This is a genomic window from Streptomyces sp. NPDC057099 (assembly GCF_042671245.1).
In the GTDB taxonomy this organism is placed as follows: Bacteria; Actinomycetota; Actinomycetes; order Streptomycetales; family Streptomycetaceae; genus Streptomyces; species Streptomyces purpurascens.
Genome location: NZ_JBHUTX010000028.1, coordinates 36,973 through 55,382 on the forward strand (window position 1 = coordinate 36,973; position 18,410 = coordinate 55,382).

At 72.5% G+C, this 18,410-nt stretch carries 18 protein-coding genes; 7 read left to right on the top strand and 11 right to left on the bottom strand.

The annotated features are described in order from the left end of the window. The first annotated feature begins 643 nt into the window (after nt 1–643). A complete protein-coding gene (locus ACFT4A_RS28055) occupies nt 644–982 on the top strand; it encodes a hypothetical protein (protein WP_382835093.1) in 339 nt (112 codons plus the stop codon). A 16-nt stretch (nt 983–998) separates the two neighbouring features. Here the strand turns inward: ACFT4A_RS28055 and ACFT4A_RS28060 are convergent, their stop codons facing one another. The 6 genes from ACFT4A_RS28060 to ACFT4A_RS28085 all read right to left on the bottom strand — a co-directional run bounded on the left by ACFT4A_RS28060 (nt 999) and on the right by ACFT4A_RS28085 (nt 6,077). Next, entirely contained in the window at nt 999–1,487 is a 489-nt protein-coding gene (locus tag ACFT4A_RS28060; RefSeq protein WP_382835095.1) for a DUF3180 domain-containing protein, read from the bottom strand. Between the two features lie 59 nt (nt 1,488–1,546). Beyond that, nucleotides 1,547–2,158 carry a 2-amino-4-hydroxy-6-hydroxymethyldihydropteridine diphosphokinase gene (gene folK / locus ACFT4A_RS28065; RefSeq protein ID WP_382835098.1) on the bottom strand — a complete coding sequence of 204 codons (612 nt, stop codon included), beginning with the start codon at nt 2,156–2,158 and terminating at the stop codon, nt 1,547–1,549. Next, the gene (gene folB, locus ACFT4A_RS28070; protein WP_184594766.1) at nt 2,155–2,514 is read right to left on the bottom strand and encodes a dihydroneopterin aldolase; all 360 of its coding nucleotides are present in this window, start codon (nt 2,512–2,514) and stop codon (nt 2,155–2,157) included. The genes folK and folB overlap by 4 nt, the downstream gene beginning before the upstream one ends. 259 nt (nt 2,515–2,773) lie before the next feature. Next, complete coding sequence (locus ACFT4A_RS28075; RefSeq protein WP_382592465.1) at nt 2,774–3,277, bottom strand: nuclear transport factor 2 family protein; 504 nt, start codon at nt 3,275–3,277, stop codon at nt 2,774–2,776. Further along, nucleotides 3,274–4,164, bottom strand: coding sequence for a dihydropteroate synthase (gene folP / locus ACFT4A_RS28080; RefSeq protein WP_382835101.1), 891 nt, complete (start codon nt 4,162–4,164; stop codon nt 3,274–3,276). Before folP ends, ACFT4A_RS28075 begins: the two co-directional genes overlap by 4 nt. 68 nt (nt 4,165–4,232) lie before the next feature. Further along, nucleotides 4,233–6,077, bottom strand: coding sequence for a phosphatidylglycerol lysyltransferase domain-containing protein (locus ACFT4A_RS28085; protein ID WP_382835104.1), 1,845 nt, complete (start codon nt 6,075–6,077; stop codon nt 4,233–4,235). A 232-nt stretch (nt 6,078–6,309) separates the two neighbouring features. Between ACFT4A_RS28085 and ACFT4A_RS28090 the strand changes: the two genes are divergently transcribed. Together ACFT4A_RS28090 and ACFT4A_RS28095 are read left to right on the top strand one after the other, a co-directional pair. Further along, entirely contained in the window at nt 6,310–7,458 is a 1,149-nt protein-coding gene (locus ACFT4A_RS28090; protein WP_382835107.1) for an alpha/beta hydrolase, read from the top strand. Nucleotides 7,459–7,573: 115 nt separating this feature from the next. Then, nucleotides 7,574–8,857 (top strand): hypothetical protein, encoded by a 1,284-nt coding sequence (locus tag ACFT4A_RS28095; protein ID WP_382835110.1) that lies wholly within the window; start codon nt 7,574–7,576, stop codon nt 8,855–8,857. Nucleotides 8,858–8,884: 27 nt separating this feature from the next. Here the strand turns inward: ACFT4A_RS28095 and ACFT4A_RS28100 are convergent, their stop codons facing one another. Both ACFT4A_RS28100 and ACFT4A_RS28105 read right to left on the bottom strand, forming a co-directional pair. Then, complete coding sequence (locus ACFT4A_RS28100) at nt 8,885–10,174, bottom strand: PH domain-containing protein (protein ID WP_382835226.1); 1,290 nt, start codon at nt 10,172–10,174, stop codon at nt 8,885–8,887. 461 nt (nt 10,175–10,635) lie between these two features. Beyond that, on the bottom strand, nt 10,636–11,169 hold the full coding sequence (locus tag ACFT4A_RS28105) for a PH domain-containing protein (RefSeq protein ID WP_382835113.1): 534 nt from the start codon (nt 11,167–11,169) through the stop codon (nt 10,636–10,638). Nucleotides 11,170–11,200: 31 nt separating this feature from the next. Here ACFT4A_RS28105 and ACFT4A_RS28110 point away from each other — a divergent pair, with 31 nt between their 5' ends. Continuing rightward, the gene (locus ACFT4A_RS28110) at nt 11,201–12,352 is read left to right on the top strand and encodes an NADH-quinone oxidoreductase subunit D (RefSeq protein ID WP_215119813.1); all 1,152 of its coding nucleotides are present in this window, start codon (nt 11,201–11,203) and stop codon (nt 12,350–12,352) included. Between the two features lie 12 nt (nt 12,353–12,364). Here ACFT4A_RS28110 and ACFT4A_RS28115 read toward each other — a convergent pair whose 3' ends face one another. Next, on the bottom strand, nt 12,365–13,375 hold the full coding sequence (locus ACFT4A_RS28115) for an SAM-dependent methyltransferase (RefSeq protein ID WP_382835116.1): 1,011 nt from the start codon (nt 13,373–13,375) through the stop codon (nt 12,365–12,367). Between the two features lie 118 nt (nt 13,376–13,493). Here ACFT4A_RS28115 and ACFT4A_RS28120 point away from each other — a divergent pair, with 118 nt between their 5' ends. Together ACFT4A_RS28120 and ACFT4A_RS28125 are read left to right on the top strand one after the other, a co-directional pair. After that, the gene (locus ACFT4A_RS28120) at nt 13,494–14,684 is read left to right on the top strand and encodes a sensor histidine kinase (protein ID WP_382835119.1); all 1,191 of its coding nucleotides are present in this window, start codon (nt 13,494–13,496) and stop codon (nt 14,682–14,684) included. 71 nt (nt 14,685–14,755) lie between these two features. Further along, on the top strand, nt 14,756–15,427 hold the full coding sequence (locus ACFT4A_RS28125; protein ID WP_382589498.1) for a response regulator: 672 nt from the start codon (nt 14,756–14,758) through the stop codon (nt 15,425–15,427). A 60-nt stretch (nt 15,428–15,487) separates the two neighbouring features. Here the strand turns inward: ACFT4A_RS28125 and ACFT4A_RS28130 are convergent, their stop codons facing one another. Next, nucleotides 15,488–16,597, bottom strand: coding sequence for a DUF5937 family protein (locus tag ACFT4A_RS28130; protein ID WP_382835121.1), 1,110 nt, complete (start codon nt 16,595–16,597; stop codon nt 15,488–15,490). A 161-nt stretch (nt 16,598–16,758) separates the two neighbouring features. On the opposite strand from ACFT4A_RS28130, the gene ACFT4A_RS28135 reads away from it, so the two are divergent. Then, entirely contained in the window at nt 16,759–16,980 is a 222-nt protein-coding gene (locus tag ACFT4A_RS28135; protein ID WP_382835124.1) for a hypothetical protein, read from the top strand. Nucleotides 16,981–17,103: 123 nt separating this feature from the next. On the opposite strand, the gene ACFT4A_RS28140 is transcribed toward ACFT4A_RS28135, so the two are convergent. Next, entirely contained in the window at nt 17,104–18,303 is a 1,200-nt protein-coding gene (locus ACFT4A_RS28140) for a threonine aldolase family protein (RefSeq protein ID WP_382835125.1), read from the bottom strand. Nucleotides 18,304–18,410 lie beyond the last annotated feature (107 nt).

Below are 18,410 nucleotides of genomic sequence, written 5' to 3' on the forward strand. Positions count from 1 at the left end.
GGCATGGGCTGCCGAGCAAGCAGACGCTGAACGTCGTCGGTGGACGCCTGCAGGCGCGGAGCGTTCAGGTGGGCTGCCGTCTGTGGACCTTGGACGGGGAGCGCACAGTCCCGACGACGGTCAAAGAGGTGGCGACCGTCCGGGTCCGCGAGGTTGTGGACGTGGTGACCGATCACGTGACGCTTACGGTCTCGCCGGATCAGCTACTGGGCACACCCGACGGGTGGGTTCACGGACGAGATGCCGAGGGGACTGTTCTGGCCTGGACGTCTGCGCGGAAGCTGTGCCGGGAGCGGTTGACGATCAAGCCGGGATACGAGTTCGGCTACTTCCTCGGAGCCACGTGCTCTGACGGCACAGTCGGGAAGAACTATGTGTCACTCGTGGTCAACGACGAGGGCTTCGCTGCCCGTTATGCGGCCTGCCTGACGGCTGCCACCGGGTTGCCCGCCCGGCTGCAAGCGGTGACACGCCCGTCCGGTTACCTTCAGCGGCAAGTCCCTGGCTTCCGTGTGCGTGTGGTCGCGTCGTATCTGGCGGACCTGGTGAGGCAATACGTGGGCGGGGACGCGCACCACATGCGGCAGCGGTTCCCTCGCGTCGTGCTCCGGGACAGACCCTCGAAGGCTTTCTCGACGGATACGTGGACGGCGACGGCTACCGGCCGAAGACCTGGGCCGGACGCTTGCTGGTCAGTGCCAATGTGCCGTTCCTCGCGGAGCTGGCGCATGTGATCGGCGCGAGATTCACCCCGCGCCCCACCGGGCAGGCCTCACACCTGGTCGTGGCCGACAGTTGGCCCGGACGCGGCACGTTCAAGCCCGAGCAGCACTTACTGCAACTCCGAGAGGTCGCCTGGACCCAGGTGCATGAGGTGCGGCGGCGGACGACGACGAACAAGCCCTTCACCCTCTACAGCTACCGCCTCGACCCCCACCCCGGCTTCCTGGTCAACGGGCACCTCGCCCGCCGGCCCTGGTGAGGAGGCCTGGGTGGGGTCACGTCGTCGGGGCCGCGCCCGTGCCGTCGTTCTCGTCGTCTTCCGGGAGTTTGCAGACGCGTTCCAGGAAGATGGCGGCCGCTATGACGGCGATGCCCGCGACGACGGCGAGGCCGGCGTAGATGGCCTGGTCGCGGCGGGCGGGGATGTCGAGGGACTCCAGGAGGAAGACGCCGGTGCCGCCGTACATGCCGGAGACGAGGGCGGCGACCAGGGCGCTGGCATGGCCGAAAACGACCGCCCGGGCCGCCATCATGGGGTCGACGCCCTTGGCGTCGGGCTGCCGCTCGCGCTGGGCCTTCAGGCGGGCGCGGAGCGAGAGCGCCGTGGCCAGCAGGACCACGGCGATCACGGCGAGGACGATGGGGGCGGCCAAGGGGACGCTCGGGAGAGTGCCGACCGAGTTCCACAGGCGGGCCCCGGCCCAGGACAGCACCCCGGCCACGACGAAGACGCCGACCAGCACCCTGATGCGCAGCTCTCTCACGGTGTCCCTTCAGTTCCCCCGGCGGTGGCCCCGTTCGGCGGCCGTCTTGACCTTAACGGCTACTCGGGCAGCCGGAGTTCCAGGTCCTTGCGGGGCGCCACGCCGTCGCGGGTGACGGTGTCCAGCAGACCGGCGACCGGGCCGCGGCCGGGCAGCTGCGCCTCGGGGTCGAGGTCGTGCCAGGGGGCCAGGACGAAGGCGCGTTCGTGGGCGCGGGGGTGGGGGAGGGTGAGCTGCGGGTCGTCGGAGACGACGTCGGCGTAGGACACGATGTCGACGTCCAGGGTGCGGGGGCCCCAGTGCTCGTCCCGGACGCGGTGGAAGGCCTCCTCGACCGCGTGCGCGCGCTCCAGGAGCGAGGAGGGCGGGAGGGTGGTCTTCAGGACGACGACCGCGTTGAAGTAGGCGGGCTGGCTGCCGGGGTCCACGCCCCAGGGCTCGGTCTCGTAGACCGGGGAGACGGCCTTGATGCGCAGGCCGGGGGTGTCCTCGAGGGCGTCGACGGCTCCCTGGAGGGTCTCCAGGCGGTTGCCGAGGTTGGAGCCGAGGGCGACCACGGCCCATTTGGGATTGCTCAGCGTGGTGTCGGCGGCGTCGACCTTGTCGACGACGGAGGCGGGTACCGGCTGTACGGTCGGGTCACTGGGACCCTGGAGGAAGGGTGCAGTCATACTCGGCTCCGGGTGATGGTGACGGTCACGTCGTCGAAGGGGACGGTGATCGGGGCGTCCGGCTTGTGGACGCGTACCTCGACCTCCTCGACCCCTTCGTGCTTCAGACATACCTGGGCTATCCGCTCGGCGAGCGTCTCGATGAGGTTGACGGGCTCGCCCTCGACGACGGCCACGACCTCCTCGGCCACGATGCCGTAGTGAACGGTCTTCGCCAGGTCGTCGTCGGCCGCGGCCGGCCGGGTGTCCAGGCCGAGGACGAGGTCCACGACGAAGGTCTGGCCCTCCCTGCGTTCCTCGGGGAACACACCGTGGTGCCCACGGGCCTTCAGGCCGCGCAGCGCGACACGATCCACGCGAATCACTCCTGCAATCGTCGGTCACGGCCGGTCCGTGCCGTGTGCGGGCGGCACACCGGCCTCAGTCGAATCTACCTGCGAGCCCGGGCGGGGCCGGGCCACGGGGGTGGGCGCCCGGACCGGGCCGGGCGGGATTCATCCAGCGTTTCCCCTGGCGAACCCGGCGGCTCATGGGTTGGTAGCCGCCCATACCCGGGGGTCCGTGATTCCAACCACGTCGTCCTCCGGGTCCGGCCCTTGTGAGGCGCCTACCCACTCAGGAGGGGGTCTCTTCGCCCTCGTCCTCGTCGGTTTCGGCCAGAACGGGGGAGGCGTGGTGCGACCAGAGTTTCCACCCCTGGGGCGTGCGCCGGAACACGTTGGTGGCGACCACGAGCTGGCCGACGAGCGGGCCGAGCTCCTCGTCGCCCTCGGGGGCGGGGCCGCCGCTGAGGATGTTCTCCGTGCAGTTCACCAGGGCGGTGTCGCCGGTGACCGAGACGTGCACGTCGGTCAGGAAGAACTGGATGTAGTCGGTGTTCGCCATGATCAGCGCGTACGACCGGAGGACCTCGCCGCGTCCGGTGAGCACGGGCCAGCCGGGGTGCACGCAGGAGACCACGCCGGTGTCGGCGGGGTCGTGGTACGACTCGTCGACGCCCAGGTCGGAGGGGGTCAGCCAGAGCGACGCCAGTTCCTCGAAGTCGCCGCGTTCCAGTGCCTCGTAGAAGGCGGTGTTGGCGGCCTCGACCTGTTCGACGTCGGTGTGCGGGGCGCTCACCGGGCTCCTTCTGCGCCGGTGTCCGTCGTACGCGCCCCTTCGATGGCGTGGGCGACCCGTACCGCGTCGGCCGTGGCGCGTACCTCGTGCACGCGTACGGCCCAGGCGCCGGCGTGTGCCGCGAGGGCGGAGACGGCGGCGGTGGCCGCGTCGCGTTCGCGTGCGGGCGGGGGCGGGCCGTCGGGGCCGGCGAGGACCCGGCCGAGGAAGCGTTTGCGGGAGGCGGCGACGAGCAGTGGGCGGCCGAGGCGCAGGACGCGGTCGAGGCCGGCGAGGAGCGCGAGGTCGTGCTCGGCGTCCTTGGAGAAGCCGAGCCCGGGGTCGACGACGACGCGGTCGGGGGCGATGCCGCCGGCCAGGACGGCCTCCACGCGCGTGTGCAGCTCGTCCACGACCTCGCGGACGACGTCGGCGTACTCGCCCTTGACGTTGCCGCCCTGGAGGAAGCCGCGCCAGTGCATGACGACGAAGGGGGCGCCGGCGTCGGCGACGGCCGGGATCATGCGGGGGTCGGCGAGGCCGCCGCTGACGTCGTTGACGAGGGCGGCGCCCGCCGCGAGGGCCCGTTCGGCCACGGAGGCGCGCATGGTGTCGACGGAGACGGTGACGCCTTCGGAGGCCAGGCCGCGGACGACGGGGACGACGCGGCGGAGTTCCTCGGCCTCGTCCACCCGGGCGGCGCCGGGGCGGGTCGACTCGCCGCCGACGTCGACCAGGTCCGCGCCTTCGGTGACCAGGTCGAGGCCGTGTTTGACGGCGGTCGTGGTGTCGAAGAAGCGGCCGCCGTCGGAGAAGGAGTCGGGGGTGACGTTCACGACTCCCATGACCGCGCAGCGGTCCCATTCCGGTAGGCCCGCCACGCGCCCGCGTCCGCTCTGGTTGCTCATATGTTCAGCGTAGGCCCAGGCGGGGGCCGTCAGGCGCTGCGGACCAAGTGACGGCCCCGTGCGGGGGCTCATGCCGCCCGGACGTTGCGTTCCGTCGTCGTGCCGTGGGGGCAGGGGCGGCGGCCGGCCGGGCCGCGGCGGCGCAGCGAGCGCGGCAGGGGCAGGGCGAGGTTGACGAAGCCCTCGGCCTGCATGGCGGCGAATCCGATGCGGGGCAGGTCGGCGGAGACGCGGTAGACGACGAAGCGGGGCTCCCAGCGCGGCCGGAACTTGGCGTTGAACTTGTACAGGGACTCGATCTGGAACCAGCGGGAGAGGAAGACGAGCAGTCCGCGCCAGGCGCGCAGCACCGGGCCTGCGCCGATCTTCTCGCCGCGTGCCAGTGCCGCGCGGAACATGGCGAAGTTGAGGGAGACGCGTTCGATGCCGAACCTGGGCGCGGCCTGGAGGGCGGCGACGATGAGCAGTTCGTTCATGCCGGGGTCGGCGGAGCGGTCGCGGCGCATGAGGTCCAGGGAGGCGCCGTCGGTGCCCCAGGGGACGAAGTGCAGGATCGCCTTGAGGTCGCCGTAGGGGCCGGGGTCCTCGTCGGCCTTGTGGGCGGTGGCGATGAGGCAGTCGCCGTCGGCGGGGTCGCCGACGCGGCCGAGCGCCATGGAGAAGCCGCGCTCGGTGTCGGTGCCGCGCCAGTCGTCGGCGGCGCGGCGGATGCGCTCCAGCTCGGCCTCGCCGAGGTCACGGACACGTCGTACCCGGGTTTCGTAACCGGCGCGCTCGATGCGCTTGACCATCTGGCGCACGTTGCGCATCGCGCGGCCGGCGAGTGAGAAATCCTTGACGTCCACCACCGCCTCGTCGCCCAGTTCGAGGGCGTCGAGCCCGGTCTCGCGGGTCCAGACCTCGCCGCCGGTCTCGGAGCAGCCCATGACGGCGGGGGTCCAGGAGTGGGCCTTGGCCTCGTCCATGAACTGTTCGATGGCGCCGGGCCAGGCCTCGACGTCGCCGATGGGGTCGCCGCTGGCGAGCATCACGCCGGAGACCACGCGGTAGGTCACGGCCGCCTTGCCGCTGGGGGAGAAGACGACGGCCTTGTCGCGGCGGAGCGCGAAGTGGCCGAGGGAGTCGCGGTGGCCGTGCCGCTCCAGCAGGGCGCGCAGCCGGGTCTCGTCCTCCTCGGTGAGCCGGGCGGCCGGGTGTTCGGGGCGGAAGGCCAGGTAGATGGTGGTGACGGCGGTGAGCAGGCCGAGGGCGCCGAGCGAGAAGGCCACGGTCCAGGAGGTGTTGCCCTGGTAGTCGACGGGCCCTTCGAAGCCGAAGAGGCCGTAGATGACGTGGGTGATGCGGTCGGCCAGGCTGGGGTCGCCGATGATGCGCTCGGCGTGGACGCTGACGATGAGCAGGCCGAGCATCAGCGAACCGGCGCTCATGAGCACGAAGTTGGCGAGCGCCCGCCAGCGGCTGCGCGGGTCGGGCAGGGCGTCGAACTGGTCGCGGTGGCGCAGCAGCGGTGCCAGCAGGGCCAGGGAGATGAGTACGCCCACGAGCGAGTGCCGGTACGTGAACTGCGCGACGGCTCCGGCGGGGAGCAGGGCGACGGCCGCGCGCCAGGCCCGGCGCTTGCCGCGCTTGAGGCCGTGGGCGAGCAGCAGCAACAGCACACCGGTGCTGAGTGACAGGGCGGCCGCGAACGGGCCGAGGGCGCCGGGCAGTACCTCGGCGATGGCGTGCATGCGGCTGTGGCGGAAGCGCGGGAACACGCCCGCGGCGATGTCCAGGACACCCACGAGGGCGCATGCTCTGCCGACCAGGACGGGGACGGCCTCGGGGCGCGGTCCGCGCAGCATTCGGCGCACCCCGTTCACCCGGCCGCTGGGAGCCGCGTCGCTTCTGCGACTCGGAACCTCGACCGACATTTCCTCATCTGTCCTGACAGACATCGCATCCCATAGTTCCGCGAGAGACCTTGGATCCGGTGCCGATTCGGGCATCCGGCGACATTGCGCCCTCTAGGACGGTGTCTCGAGGGGAGAGGTTCACTCCCCACGTCAAAGCCGTTTCAAAGGCCAAGGAAAGTCCGGGACAAGCCCTCGCGAAGGTGTGGCCGCGGGGGCGGCCGGACGGAGAGCGCGGACGGGTAACCAATCCATGGGTCTCACGAGCAACAACGTGCTGCTGCTGGCGGCGCTGTCGGCCGTGCTGCTGTTCGCCGGCACGGTCTGGCTGTGGCCGCGGCTGGCCCGGCGCGGCTGGCGGGCGGTGGGCGGGCGCGTCGGCCTGCTGCTGGCCACGCAGTTGGCGCTGTTCGCGGCGGTGGGTCTCGCGGCCAACCAGGCCTTCGGGTTCTACGCGAGCTGGGCGGACCTGTTCGGGCAGGAGAAGGACCAGGGCGTGGTCGTCGACCACGCGCGGGGCGACGGCCCGCTGGAGGTGGTCGCCACGCGGCGGGTGCCGGGGGCGGGCGGCGCGCAGCCCCAGGCCGGCGGCCGGGTCCAGGAGGTCGCCGTTGTGGGCCGGACGACCCGCATCGCCACCCCCGCCTACGTCTATCTGCCGCCGGAGTACTTCCAGCCGCGATATCGCACCCGTTCGTTCCCCGCGGCCGTCGTGCTGACCGGCTACCCGGGCACGGCGTCGGCGCTGGTGGAAAAGCTCCACTATCCGCGTACGGCACTGGAACTGGCCCGGGCGGGCCGGATGCGGCCGACGATCCTCGTGATGCTGCGGCCGACGGTGGCGCCGCCCCGGGACACGGAGTGCGTGGACGTCCCGGGCGGACCGCAGACCGAGTCGTTCTTCGCCAGGGATCTGCCCGACGCGTTGCGTTCGCACTTCAGGGTGGCCGAAAAGCCGGGCCGGCTGGGCATCATCGGCAACTCCACGGGCGGCTACTGCGCGTTGAAGATCGCCATGCACCATCCCGATGTGTACGCCGCGGGGGCCGGTCTCTCCGCGTACTACAAGGCGCCGATCGACGCCACGACAGGTGATCTCTTCCAGGGCGACAAGGGGCTGCGGAATCGCGCCGACCTGTGGTGGTACCTGAAGCACAGGCCCGCTCCCGATACGTTGCTGCTGGTCACCAGCAGCAAGGAGGGCGAGTCCAACTACCAGGACACGCTGCGGTTCATCGAGCGGGTGAAGAACACCGGGCGGACGCGGATCTCGTCGATCGTCCTGGAAAGCGGCGGGCACAACTTCAACACCTGGCGGCGGGAGATTCCGGCGGCGCTGGAGTGGATCGGCGGGCGGCTGGACGACCGTTCCCGGACCGCTGGAAATGATCTTGGGAATTGATTGAAGGTCGGATTCCGCTCCGTGTCGAGTTCTGATGCGGTGTGAACACTTCGGTATGGCTTTGTTTTGCGGGGTGGCTCACCATGATTCGCCTACGCGCGGTAAGTTTCTGGCCATGCCACGTGGACGACACCGCCATTCCCCGCCCCTGCACAGGCTGCTCCCCCCGTCGGCGATCGCAGGCGTCTCCCTCGTCTGCGCCCTGGGGCCCTGGGTGTTCACGGATCCGATGGCGCTCCGCGGTCTGGCCGCGGCCGCCGCGGCGACGGCGGTCGTCGGCGCGGTCGTGCTGCGCCGCTGGGACAGCCAGGCGGGCAAGCGCGTCGCCGACCTCACGCGCGGGCGCGCGAGCGACGAGTGGCGCTTCGAGGAGCGCGTCGCCGAACTGGAGGGCGACCTCGAGGAGTCCCGTGAGCTGCGCGTGAAGCTCGAGCAGCGGCTGCGCGCCAAGCGCACGGAACTGGCCGGGCTGCGCAACGAACACGCCGCGCTGCTGCGCCGGTACGCCACGTCGGAGACCGAGCGCGCGAGCGTCCTGGAGGAACGCCGGGTGCTCGAGATCGAGGCGACGGTGCCGGTGCGGGCCGCGCTGCCCGCGGGGGCGGCGAAGCCGGCGGATTCGGCGGATTCGGCGGATTCGGCGGATTCGGCGGAGACGGAAGAGGCACCCGCCGCGGCGGTCGAGGATCTGACCGTCGAGGAGGAGCCGGCGGTTCCGGCCGTCTTCTCGCCGGAGGGCTCCCGGCTGTTCCTGCGTGCGGCGGCCGCGCTCGCCCGGTTCGACGGCGACGCGGCACCGGACCCGGACGGCGGCCCGGACGGCGGCCCGGACGGCGATGGTGACGGCGCCCCCGAGGACGACGAGGACGAGCCCGCGCAGCAGGGGAAGGACGAACAGCCGGACCGGCGGGAGTCGTCGCACGAGGACGAGTCGCAGGAGCGGTCCGAGGCGGTGGACGGGCACGAGCACGCGACCGCCGACACTGCCACCCGGGCCGACACCTCGACCCGGGCCGAATCCGGGGCCGACGCCTCCACCGGGGCCGGTGCCGAGTCCGAGCGGCTTTCGCAGCCCGCCGCTCCCAGCCGCCACTACACCGTGCCGCCCGCCGTGGCCGTCGCCCCGCAGACGCCGGCGCGGCGCCCGCGCGCCGAGGGCGGGTTCGACTTCTTCGGTACGAAGCAGGAGACGTCGCGCGCCGCCCTGGAGGCCGTGCAGAACGAGGACCTGGCGGATGTCGTCGGCCAGGAGGCCCTCGCCCTGCACAAGGCCGAGGCCGAGGCCCGGTACAAGCCCGCGGACGAGGAGTCGCGCGGGATCGGCCAGGTCATCGACCTGACCGCGCACGACGAGACGGAACAGATCGACGTACAGGGGCTGCGCAGCGCGGTTTCCTGAAGCCCGCGCCTCTCGGTTCTCGGCCGGTCACGCCATCCAGCGGTCCGGCAGCGCGTCCCTGCGCCCGGTCCGGGACCGCTCCGCCTGCCGGGCCAGCAACTCGCGTGCCTCGTCCGCGTCCCGCAGCCGCGCCCTCACCACCTTGTTCGCGCCGGTGTCCACACACACGTCGGCCACGCCCCGGGCCCGCTCCCAGGGCCCCTGCGTCATCCGTACGCTCTGCACCTTGGCGTGCGGCACCAGCGCCAGGCTCCGTGCCAGCAGCCCGGAGCGCGCCGCGAACACCGCGTCGGTGACCGCGAGTCCGTACCCCCGCCACCACACCGGCACGCACCACCGGGCGCGGCGCGGCGACGGCGACAGGGCCGCGCTCTCCGGCACGGTCACCCCGGGCAGTACCAGCGCGACGACGGTCTCCGCGAGTTCTCGCGGAGCGACCGGCACCAGCACGGAGTTGGACGAGCCCGCCACGTCCAGCTCCACGCGCACCCAGCCGCGCCGCCGCCACAGCAGCGGCTCCACGATCCGCACGGTCTGCACCCGGCCCGGCGGCACCGTCTCGTGGGCCCGGTCCAGCAGACCGTGGTCGATGCGCAGTCCGTCGGGCGACTCGCCCACCGTCCAGTCGTACTCGGCGACGAAACGCCCCACGCTGCTCGCGCCCGCCGCGCCCAGCAGCGGCAGGGCGACCGCGAGAACTGTCCACAGGCTGTGGGTGAACAGCCACAGCACCGGCGGTACGACGAGCGCCGCGGCCAGCGATCCCCAGGTGGCCCCCGTCAGCACCAGTGACACGGCCAGGACGCCGGGCGGCACGCGGAGCAGCTGCCGGGACGGTGCCTCGCCGACCTCGTGTGCGGTCTCGGGTGCGAATCCGGCCGCCCGGGCGAGCAGTTCGGCCCGCAGTGTCCGGGCCTCGTCCGCGCCCAGGAAGGCCAGTTCGTCCTTCTTGTCGGTTCCTATGACGTCGAGTTTCAGCTTGGCGACGCCAGCGACCCGGGCGAGCAGCGGCTGTGTGATGTCGATGGCCTGGATGCGCTCCAGCCGGATGTGCGCGGTGCGGCGGAACACCAGGCCGGTGCGGATGCGCAGTTCGGTGTCGGTCACCGCGAAGTGCGTGAACCACCAGGAGCAGAAACCGTAGAGGGCGGCGGCCGGGACGATGACGGCGAGGCCGATCAGCAGCGTGGTCGTCGTCAGCCGGGTCAGATGGCGCTGCGCCCCGTCGGGGTCGTGCACGGCCCATCCGATGACCACGGCGACCGGCGCCCAGGCCCGCCGCAGCGGGGTGACGGGGTGCAGCCGCCGCTCGGGCAGGGCGGTAGTGGGTTTGGGGGGCTCGGTGGGCTCGGAGGGATGGGCGGCCTCGGTGGCGCTGTCGGCCTTGGCGGTGGTCCCGGCGGCGGGGTTGGTGGCCTCGGTGACCCTGTCGGTCTCGGTGGCCCCTGGGGGTTTGGTGGCTCCTGGGGATTTGGTGGCCTCGGCGGTCTCGGTGGCTCCTGCGGCCTTCGTCGCGTCGGTGGGTCCGTTGGCTTCGGTGGCCCCCGCGGCCTCGGTGGCCCCTGCGGCCCTCGTCGCCTCGGCGGTCCCGTTGGCTTCGGTGGTCCCCGCGGCCTCGGTGGCCCCTGCGGCCCTCGTCGCCTCGGTGGGACCGTTGGCTTCGGCGGTCCCCGTGGCCCTCGTCGCCTCGGCGGTCCCGTTGGCATCGGTGGTCCCCGTAGCCTCGGTAGCCCCGGTGGTCCCGGTGGCCCGGCCGGTCTCGGCGCTCTCTGGGGTCGTCACAGTCCCGCCGATCGGGCCTCGCCCAGCTCGGTGAGCCGGTCGCGCAGTCGTTCCGCCTCGGCCGGGTCCAGGCCGGGGATGGTCGCGTCGGTGGCCGCGGCGGCCGTGTGCAACTGCACGCTGGACAGCCCGAAGTGCCGCTCGACGGGCCCGGAGGTGACCTCGACCAGCTGCATCCGCCCGTACGGCACGACCGTCTCCTCACGCCACAGCACGCCCCGGCTGATCAGCAGGTCGTCGGCGCGCTCGGCGTACCGCCAGGAACGCCAGTTGCGGTCGATCATCACCCAGCCCCAGGCCATCAGCGCCAGCGGCAGCACCGCGAAGACGGCCCAGGCGGGCCCGGCCAGCAGGCCCGGCAGCAACCCGGCGGCCAGGGCGATCAGCCCCAGCCACACCACCAGCAGCAACCGCCGCATCTTCAGCAGCCCGGGCGGCAGCGCGATCCACACCGGCCCGTCCCCGTCCGCCCCCGCCGTGCCCTCGACGGCCGCCGTCGGCTCCGTCTCCCGCGCACTCCCCGTATCCATGAGGCCAGCGTACGTAGGAGAGACTGTGTCCATGACTCCTACGACGGAGACCATGGTCGGAATCGGCGGCGCCGCGGAGAGCACCGACATGGTGCTCAACATCGGCCCCCAGCATCCCTCCACGCACGGCGTGCTGCGGCTGAAGCTCGTCCTGGACGGCGAGCGCATCACGCACGCGGAGCCGGTGATCGGCTATATGCACCGCGGCGCCGAGAAGCTCTTCGAGGCGCGCGACTACCGCCAGATCATCATGCTGGCCAACCGCCACGACTGGCTGTCGGCGTTCTCCAACGAGCTGGGCGTGGTCCTCGCCGTGGAGCGGATGCTCGGCATGGAGGTCCCCGAGCGCGCGGTGTGGCTGCGCACGCTGCTCGCCGAGCTGAACCGGGTGCTCAACCACCTGATGTTCCTCGGCTCGTACCCGCTGGAGCTCGGCGGGATCACCCCGATCTTCTACGCCTTCCGGGAGCGCGAGGAACTCCAGCACGTCATGGAGGAGGTCTCCGGCGGGCGGATGCACTACATGTTCAACCGTGTCGGCGGCCTCAAGGAGGACCTGCCGGCCGGGTGGACCACGCGCGCGCGTGCCGCCGTCGCGGACGTGCGCTCGCGGATGGACCGGTTCGACGACCTGGTGCTCGGCAACGAGATCTTCCGGGGCCGCACCCGGGGCGTCGGCCGGCTCACGCCCGAGGCCGTGCACGCGTACGGGGTCAGCGGGCCGATCGGGCGCGGCTCGGGCGTCGACTTCGACCTGCGCCGGGACGAGCCGTACCTGGCCTACGGCGAGCTGGGCGACGTCCTGAAGGTGGTGACCCGGCAGGAGGGCGACTGCCTGGCCCGCTTCGAGTGCCTCCTGGAGCAGACGCACAACGCGCTCGACCTGGCCGACGCCTGCCTCGACCGGCTCGCGGAGCTGCCGCCCGGGCCGGTCAACCAGCGGCTCCCCAAGGTGCTGAAGGCACCCGAGGGCCACACCTACGCCTGGACCGAGAACCCCCTCGGCATCAACGGCTACTACCTGGTCAGCAAGGGTGAGAAGACCCCGTACCGGCTGAAGCTGCGCTCGGCCTCGTACAACAACATCCAGGTGCTGACGGAGCTGCTTCCGGGGACGCTGGTCGCGGACATGGTGGCGATCCTGGGGTCGATGTTCTTCGTGGTCGGGGACATCGACAAGTAGGCCTCACGCGCCTCACGCGCCTCGCTCGCGGAGCACATCTGGGATGCCGACCGGCCGCACCAGCCACCCGAAGTCGCCCAGTCCTCCCGCCGCCGTGAGCTCGGCGGCCTCCCCGGCGTTCGCGAGGGCGCGTACGTAGGCGGCGGGGTCGGTGGACGCGAGCGTGAGCGGGGGGCGTGCGCCGGTCACGCCCAAGGCGTGCAGCGCCTCTCGCTGGGGGAGGAGCCGCCCGCCGGGCAGTGCGCACGCGTCGAGCGCGACATGGGCGGTGAGGTCGCAGGAGCCGTCCGGTACGGCCGCGGTCTCGCGGCCCTCCCGGAACCCGGTGAGCGTCCCGAACGGCGGCCGGGCGTCCGCCGTGTGCGCGTAGTCCACGGCGACGGCGAGCCCCCGGTCGAGCGTGGCGACCGCCGAGGCCCAGGCCTCGTCCCTGGTCAGGCCGATCTCGGCCCGCAGCCCCGGCTCGCCGGACAGTGGCCACCACCGCCGCAGCCACCGTGCCTGATCCCCGTCGACCGGCTCCCCGAGCCGCTCGCTCCCGTCCTCCCGGACCAGCACCAGCCGGGCCGTGCCCGCGGAGTCCACCTCCGCGACCTCCACCGGCACGTTGTCCAGCCACTCGTTGGCGAACAGCAGCCCCCTCGACCCCTCCGGGGGCGCGGCCAGCCACTCGATCCGGTGATCGAGCCCGGCGGGCCGCCCGGCGAGCTCGACGGCGTACGCGCGCGTGCGGGCCGCCACCTCCGCCGGGAGCGCGGCGAGCACCCCGCCGGCCAGCTCGCCCCGCCCGGCCGCCATGTCGACGAAGTCCAGCACCGCGGGCCGCCCCAGCGCCTCGTCGACCCGGCACAGCAGCCGCGCCACGGCCCCGGCGAACAGCGACGACGCGTGCACGGACGTACGGAAGTGCCCGGCCGGCCCCTCCGCACGCCGGTAGAACCCACCGGGCCCGTACAACGCCTCGTCCGTCGCCGCTCGCCACCCACGCCACTCGGGCAACTCGGGCCTCGTACCTGGTGTCACCGGGTCAGGGTAAGCGCACACAACGAACGCAACTCCACCTTGCGGAGTACACGCGACCGGTGCGGATCGGTCCTCCGGTTGACCCCTGCACCTATCGCGCTTCCCTACGCTGGGTTACGTGCAGCGCCTCTATGACTTCCTCCGCAGGCACCCGATGTGGGTCGACGGCTCCTGGGCCGTGGTCCTCCTCGGGATTTCCGTGGTCGGCGGAGTGGCGGGCGGACCCGGCTCAGTGGCCGTCGCCCTTCCGCTCACGCTGCTGCTGTGCCTGGTGGTCGCGCTGCGCCGCCGTCTGCCGGAGAAGATGCTGCTGCTCGCGACCGCGGTCGGGGTGGCCCAGCTGATCACCGACGTGGAGCGGGGTCCGGCCGACTTCGCCCTGCTGGTGATCGTCTACACGGTCGCGGCCGAGGGCGCGCGCTGGGCCTCCCGCTTCGCGCTGGGCGCCGGTCTGTGCGCGGCCCCCGTGTCCCAGCTGCGCTGGCCGAGCGACCAGACGAACGTCGTGGGCAACATCGCCCTGACGGTCTTCATGGCCGTGCCCTTCGCCCTCGCCTGGGTGCTCGGCGACTCCATCCGCACCCGCCGCGCCTACTTCGCGCAGCTGGAGGAGCGGGCCGCCCGCCTGGAGAAGGAGCGCGAGGCCCAGTCCAAGGTCGCCGTCGCCGCCGAACGCGCCCGGATCGCACGCGAGTTGCACGACGTCGTCGCGCACAATGTCTCGGTGATGGTGGTTCAGGCCGACGGCGCCGCCTACGTCCTCGACGCGGCTCCGGACCAGGCGAAGAAGGCCCTGGAGACCATCTCCTCCACCGGCCGCCAGGCCCTCGCCGAGATGCGCCGCCTGCTCGGCGTGCTGCGCACCGGGGAGCACCAGGAGGCCGGCGAGTACGTGCCGCAGCCCGACGTCCAGCAGATCGAGGACCTCGTCGAGCAGTGCCGTACTTCCGGACTCCCCGTCGACTTCAAGGTCGAGGGCACCCCCCGGCCGCTGCCCAGCGGCGTCGAGCTCACGGCGTACCGCATCGTGCAGGAGGCGCTCACCAACACCCGCAAGCACGGCGGGCCCAACGCGGGCGCGAGCGTGCGCCTGGTGTACTTCGACGACGGCCTCGGCCTGCTCGTCGAGGACGACGGCAAGGGCGCCCCGCACGAGCTGTACGAGGAGGGCGGTTTCGACGGCCAGGGCCACGGCCTCATCGGCATGCGCGAGCGGATCGGCATGGTCGGCGGCACCCTGGACGCCGGACCGCGCCCGGGCGGAGGATTCCGCATCAGCGCGCTGCTGCCGCTCAAGCCCGCCAACTGACCTCGGCACACACGCCCTTCGCTGACACCTGTAACGCCCCCATCTGTACAAGAGACTTGGAAGAGGACCCGATGACGATCCGCGTGATGCTCGTCGACGACCAGGTGCTGCTGCGCACCGGGTTCCGGATGGTGCTCGCCGCCCAGCCGGACATGGAGGTCGTGGCGGAGGCGGGCGACGGTGTCGAGGCCCTCCAGGTGCTGCGGTCGACCGAGGTCGACGTGGTGCTGATGGACGTCCGCATGCCGAAGCTCGACGGGGTGGAGACGACCCGCCGGATCTGCGCCGACACCGACCCGCCGAAGGTGCTCATCCTGACCACCTTCGACCTCGACGAGTACGCATTCTCCGGGCTGAAGGCGGGCGCCTCCGGCTTCATGCTCAAGGATGTGCCGCCCGGTGAGCTGCTCGCCGCGATCCGCGCCGTGCACAGCGGGGACGCGGTCGTCGCGCCCTCCACCACCCGACGGCTCCTGGACCGCTTCGCACCGATGCTGCCGGGCACCGCGAAGCAGCCCCAGCACCAGGAGCTGGAGCGGCTCACCGGCCGCGAGCGCGAGGTCATGGTGCTGGTCGCGCAGGGCCTGTCCAACGGCGAGATCGCGGCCCGGCTCGTGCTGTCCGAGGCGACCGTGAAGACGCACGTGGGCCGCATCCTGACCAAGCTGGGCCTCAGGGACCGGGTGCAGGTCGTGGTGCTGGCCTACGAGACGGGGCTGGTACGGGCCGGCGGGCACGGCTGAGCCGGGCGGCGGCCGGCCGGCTCTGCCCGGCTGCTCCCCTCGGCTCTCCGCGGATCCCCTCTACCGGAGGATCCCCTCCAGGAACTCGCTGCCGAGCCGGGCCACCACCGTCACATCCAGCTGGTGCAGGACGTAACGCCCGCGGCGGCGGGTGGTGAGCAGGCCCGCCTTCTTCAGCACGGCCAGGTGCCGGGATATCTCCGGGGCCGTCATGCCGTGCACCTGCGCCAGCTCGCCCGTGGTGTAGGCGCTGCGGGCCAGATTGCGGCAGATCCGCATCCGCACGGGGTGGGACAGCGCGGTCATGCGCAGGGCGAGCTGTTCGAGATTGGGCGGGGCGGCGAGCTCGGGGGAGCCGACCGGGTAGTGCAGCACCGGCTGCCAGCCGTACCGGTGCAGGACCATCAGATGCGGCCAGCCCAGGCTCGTCGGGACGAGCAGCAGACCGCCGTCACCCGTGGACGTGCCGTCGTCGTCGCCCAGTTTGTCGACCGTGATCCGGGCGGCCGCCTCGTCGAGGGTGATCGCCGGGGACACCGCGGCCAGCGCCTCGGCCATGCCCTTGCGCCGGAAGAGGTCCGTCTTCAGCCGCGCGTCCGCCGCGAGCTGATGGCGCAGCCGGGACCAGGCCTCCGCGAAGAACGCCTCGTCGCAGTCCTGGAGGAACTGCCGCAGCCAGGCCCGGATCGAGGGCGGGTCGGCCAGCAGCCGTCGGCTGAACCGCAGTTGCTGGGGCCCGCGCGCGGCGGCCAGGTCCAGGGCGCGGCGGCGCACCTCGGGGTCGGACAGCGCGGTGGGCCCGCACGAGCCGTACCCGAGGGCACAGGTGAACTCCATTGCCGCGTCCACGAACTGCTCGTCCGACAGCTTGTCGAGGCGGTCCAGCTCCTCGGCGAGCGTGCCGCCCGGGAGCGTTCCGCCGCCCGGGACGCCGGCGAAGGGCATGAACAGGTCCGAGAACGTCGACCGCCACAGGAAGTCGGCCTCGCACATCCGGTCGGCCAGATGCGGGTCGAGGCGCGCGGTCACGCCCGTCACCCAGCCCTGGAGACCCGGATGGTGCCCCGGCTCGGACAGCGCGTGCAGCGCCATGCCGAGCTCGGCCAGCGGGGAGGGCACGACGGCGATCTCCTCCGGCCGCAGCCCCGCGATGTCGATGTGCACGCTCATGCCCTCATGGTGCACCCCGTCACTGACAACGCCCCCGTCGATTGACGGGCGTCGTCAATCGACGCGACGTCGCCCCGGGCGCGGGCGCAGGGTGGGAGCACCGGGGCAGCCGCGGAGCCCTTCGGACCCCCCATCACCCCGACCTGCCGAGGCGATTCCTCATGAGCATCACGCAGCAGCACCTCCTCGACCTCTACCGCGCCCAGCAGCACGGCGAGCCCGCCCCGCCCGCGCCCGGCACACACGACCGTCAGGTCATCCGCGAGTGGCGCGAGGAACGCCGCTTCCGCGCGGTCCTCTCCGGCCGCCCGGCCTATGGCCGGACCCGGATCCGACACGCCCTGTCCCGCTGGCTGCGTCCCCGACGCGGCTTCACCACCTGACCGCCCGGCCGACCGCTTGGCCGAAGGCCTGACGCCCGGCCGACCGCCCGGCCCTCCCCCCCTGCGGCGGCCCGCCTCCGCCGTCCGTTCCCGGCAGCCCTGCTCTGCCCCTACCGGCGGCCCTTACCGGCCGCCGCCCTCCTCGGGCAACCGGGCGACGAAGTCCGTCACCGCCGTCTTCACGTCCTCGGCGGTCCACTCCAGCCCCGGGGACCGCACGCACACCTCCGTCATGGCCAGGCCCGGACCGCCCCGGCTCCAGGCGGCGGCGAACAGGAAGACGCCCGTCTCCTCGGCCGTCCGGACCGACGCCTCCATGAGGATGTCCGCCTCGTACGGCAGCCAGACCTGGAAGTCGTGGGTGTGCGGTACCTCCGGGTACACCCGCGCCCACGGCACCCCGGCCGCCGCGAACCCCTCGCGCAGGGCGGCGGCCACCACGCGCGCGTGGGCGACGTACTCGGGCAGCCGGGGCAGCTCCCGCTCCAGACCGGCCAGCGCCGACAGGGCGGTGGGGAACTGCTGGAAGACCTGGCCGCCGTACCGGTGCCGCCAGGTCTTCGACTCCTCCACCAGCTCCTTCGGGCCGGCGAGCGCCGCGCCGCCGAGCCCCTCGAGGGACTTGTAGAACGACACATAGACGCTGTCCGCCAGGCCCGCGATCTCCTCCAGGGACCGGCCGAGGTGGACGGTGGACTCCCACAGCCGGGCCCCGTCGAAGTGCACCACCGCGTCCCGCTCCCGCGCGGCCTCCACCACCTCCGTGAGCTCCTCCCAGGACGGCAGCACGAAACCGGCGTCCCTGAGGGGCAGTTCCAGCATCAGCGCCCCGAAGGGCTCCTCGAAGTCGCGCACCTCGGCGGCGGTGGGCAGCCGCGGCTCGTCCGTCAGACGTACCGGGCGCAGGCCGCCGACCTCGCTGAACGCGTTCCGCTCGTGCACCTCGGGATGGCTGAGCGCGTGCAGGGCGACGGTCGGGTTGCCGGTGCGGCCCGCCCAGCAGCGCAGGGCCACCTGCTGGGCCATCGTGCCCGTCGGGAAGAACGCGGCGGCCTCGGTGCCGAGCAGCCCGGCGACCTTCGCCTCCAGCGCCTCGACGACCCCGTCGCCGTACACGTCGGACAGCTCGTCCAGGTCGTGGACGCCCTCCGCCGCGTCCAGCTCCGCCAGACGTTCCCGGAGCGTCTTGTGGAAGGCGAAGCGCGCGAACACCCGCCGTGCGCTGCGATGGGCGGCCATCCGCCGCGCACGGAGCCGTGCGCGCCGCTCCTGGTCCGTCTCCTGCCCGGTCGCCCGCTCGTCACGTTCCGTCGTGTCAGTCATGCCCGGATCCTGCCCCGCGCACATGCGTGCGAGCATCCGCATTTCCGCACACCCTGTGGACGACCGAACACCCCTCGAACCGATCGCGTTAACATGACGAGAAATCG